The 2,613-nt window shown below is 43.2% G+C and carries 6 protein-coding genes; 3 read left to right on the plus strand and 3 right to left on the minus strand.

Annotation, left to right across the window (positions count from 1 at the left end):
* Window positions 1–320, plus strand: a 320-nt coding sequence (locus HP456_RS22550; RefSeq protein ID WP_246289375.1) for a YfhH family protein, incomplete at its 5' end; no start/stop codon positions are given.
* Window positions 321–375: 55 nt separating this feature from the next.
* Here HP456_RS22550 and HP456_RS22555 read toward each other — a convergent pair.
* Window positions 376–531, minus strand: a complete 156-nt coding sequence (locus HP456_RS22555; RefSeq protein ID WP_172255261.1) for a YpzG family protein — start codon at window positions 529–531, stop codon at window positions 376–378.
* Window positions 532–558: 27 nt separating this feature from the next.
* Window positions 559–723 carry a small, acid-soluble spore protein K gene (locus HP456_RS22560; RefSeq protein ID WP_032086301.1) on the minus strand — a complete coding sequence of 55 codons (165 nt, stop codon included), beginning with the start codon at window positions 721–723 and terminating at the stop codon, window positions 559–561.
* 132 nt (window positions 724–855) lie between these two features.
* On the opposite strand from HP456_RS22560, the gene HP456_RS22565 reads away from it, so the two are divergent.
* Window positions 856–1,137 (plus strand): YfhJ family protein, encoded by a 282-nt coding sequence (locus tag HP456_RS22565; RefSeq protein ID WP_172255263.1) that lies wholly within the window; start codon window positions 856–858, stop codon window positions 1,135–1,137.
* Window positions 1,138–1,187: 50 nt separating this feature from the next.
* On the opposite strand, the gene HP456_RS22570 is transcribed toward HP456_RS22565, so the two are convergent.
* On the minus strand, window positions 1,188–2,174 hold the full coding sequence (locus HP456_RS22570; RefSeq protein ID WP_172255265.1) for a metal-dependent hydrolase: 987 nt from the start codon (window positions 2,172–2,174) through the stop codon (window positions 1,188–1,190).
* A 74-nt stretch (window positions 2,175–2,248) separates the two neighbouring features.
* Here HP456_RS22570 and HP456_RS22575 point away from each other — a divergent pair, with 74 nt between their 5' ends.
* Window positions 2,249–2,557 (plus strand): hypothetical protein, encoded by a 309-nt coding sequence (locus tag HP456_RS22575; RefSeq protein ID WP_172255267.1) that lies wholly within the window; start codon window positions 2,249–2,251, stop codon window positions 2,555–2,557.
* Window positions 2,558–2,613: the final 56 nt, after the last annotated feature.

Here is a 2,613-nt window from a genome sequence, read left to right on the forward strand (position 1 = left end):
AAGAGAGAAGATACAGTGAAATGTCACAGCATGAATTACAGCAGGAAATTGGGCGGCTGAAGGAAAAAGCCAGAAAAGCCGAACAGCTGGGAATCGTGAATGAATTCGCTGTGCTGGAACGGAAAGCGTTGATGGCTCAAGCGTACCTGTTGAATCCTGAAGCTTATAAACCAGGAGGCATTTACGCTATTGAAGGGGACCCCGGTGTTTTCTTTAAAGTAGACTACCTGAATGGTGTGTTTGCATGGGGCTACCGTCTTGGCGGTGATGGGCAGGAAGAAGCACTGCCGATTTCCCTGCTTACACCAGACAAGAAATAAAAATTAAGGTCCGTGCCTCGCGCTTCTAAGCGATGGGGCACGGACCTTCACAGGTTTATGAACGCTTACGGGTTTGAGCTTCCAGAATGATCAGATCCTGTGTTTGAGTGGTTTGTCCATTTGCCTGTGCATGGGCATGTTTCGGATTATAAAATCCTTTATTGAATGGACTGCTGTACTTGTTTCGGTAGAAGTTGTTTTTGTTTGCCATCGTGACTACCCCCTAGAATAACTTTCGTTAAATCGAATCTTGTTTTCTTTTTCCTGAAGACGCCATTCGTTCTTGAGGATGGGTATTGATGGTGCCATTTGCCCTTTTAGATGCATATTCGGCTTTCGCTCTCGGTTCACCTTCGAATTTATTGTTATTCATATTGGGGAACCCGGTTGTTTTATTACGCATGATCTGCCTCCTAAAAGGTTTTATCTTATACCGTGAAAAAGCAAATACGACCACTAAGCTTAACCACGTACTCTTAGTATGGATGGATCTCTGTACATTATCATAAAAACAAATGGAAAAGGAGGATGCAAAATGGAGTCGACATTCCATGAGCTTACTGAATTATTAATGGAGAAGAATTCGCGACTTTCATACGAGCGGGCCAGAACATGGGTCGAGCTTGTGTGGGAAGACTTTGAGACCACTTATGCAAAGGCAGGATACGAATATCAGGGTAAAGAAATGACTGAGAAGGTGGTCCGCCAATGGATTACCAATTATGGTTCCCGTATACACGAATTTGCTGCGCGAAACCCGAAATACAAGCATCTGCTCGATATAGAAGGAGAAAGCAATGATGATTTAATGCATTAAAGTGTCGAGGGACCGGCTGTTAGTATGCCAGTAGCCAGTCCCTCGGTCCATTAATCGATTAAAATGTCGATATCGACTTTCTTACGGAGCTTTTCTTCGCTGAAGACCCATCCCGTATAGGAGCTTACCACAGAATGATCTTTGTCGAGCTGGACGAGTGCGACGAATGGATAATGACCATCGTTTCTGTAGCGCAGGTCGATGAAGCGGACCTCGAAATGATCGTCGTATTCATCGATTTCCCATCTGTAAACAGGTGAGAAGGATAGAAAAGCCGATAAATTCTTATCTTTTTTAGCGGAGGCTATGACCGGCAGATCGGGTACGGGGATTCGTTTGAATTCTTCAAAAATCGTTATCGATCTCCTGTACGCCCTTGCCACATAAAATTTGTCCTTCGTAATTACCGCAAGTCTCCACTGAAAGAATCGCATAGTGGGGGAGACGATGATCTTTTCGGCTTCAGGTATTCTTCTTTTAACAGCATTTTTAACTGCTTTTTGAACCTGAAACCGGAGAACATAGTAAGCAAATATGATGATATACATGACCAGGAAAGTCTCTCCAGGCGGTAATCCGAATGCCCATAGAATCAGGCCGATTACATGTATAGAAAAAATGGGTAAATCAAACGTGTTAATGACGCCCAAGGCGACCCATTTCGACGAAATCGGCCTCAGGGCCTGTGTGCCGTATGCGTTGAATATGTCGACAAATACATGCAGGAATACCGCAATGAATGTCCAAATCCATAAGTGAAGCAAATTGGCTTCCGGAAAAAAAGGATAGATGCATCCGACAATGAGCAGCGGCCACAACAGTACGGCTGGAATGCTGTGAGTGATTCCCCGGTGATGACGTATATATACCGCATTATTACGGAGCTTCAATACTGTATCAATGTCAGGGATCTGAGAACCGATGACTGCAGCTATAAGAACACTGGCAGAAGTAGCGCTGCTTTCAGCGACTGTGGGATCGAGAGTAGCCAAGCCTCCCAGAGCAAATCCCATCACAATATGAGTACCTGTATCCAAAAAAAGTCCTCCCTTGACTGATTACGTTTGTTTTCGTTGCCCTTCATGATATGGTTAAAAGGAGTTGTTTTCAAATGAAAAAATCATTACAAATTTATCTGGAATATGAAATCAAGCAAAGTCTTCATCATCAGTACCGGCAGATTATGTGGAAAATTATTCAGTCATTGCCCCGGTATGATGCGGTTAACATCCGATGGGAAAGATCCGAAGGAAACCCCGATAGGTACATAGAAACATTCACTGTACCTACAGAAGCACATTTTTACGCTCTTAAACGTATGCGGATGTCCACTGGTCATTTATTATTCGGGTTATTGGATGAATGCATCTGCGGCGGTTTAAAAGAAATGAAATGCATTGGACTGAAAAAGAGTTCATAATACAATATTTATTCCCTATTCATCGTAACATCTAACATCCTTGGAGGTACAAAATT

The sequence above is a fragment of the Bacillus haikouensis genome (assembly GCF_013179555.1).
Classification (GTDB): Bacteria; Bacillota; Bacilli; order Bacillales; family Bacillaceae_B; genus Rossellomorea; species Rossellomorea haikouensis_A.

What these genes read in the sequence shown, in the direction of transcription:
- HP456_RS22555 (WP_172255261.1), bottom strand. Translation starts at nt 531, where the DNA reads ATGGCAAACAAAAACAACTTCTACCGAAACAAGTACAGCAGTCCATTC.
- HP456_RS22560 (WP_032086301.1), bottom strand. Translation starts at nt 723, where the DNA reads ATGCGTAATAAAACAACCGGGTTCCCCAATATGAATAACAATAAATTC.
- HP456_RS22565 (WP_172255263.1), top strand. Translation starts at nt 856, where the DNA reads ATGGAGTCGACATTCCATGAGCTTACTGAATTATTAATGGAGAAGAAT.
- HP456_RS22575 (WP_172255267.1), top strand. Translation starts at nt 2,249, where the DNA reads ATGAAAAAATCATTACAAATTTATCTGGAATATGAAATCAAGCAAAGT.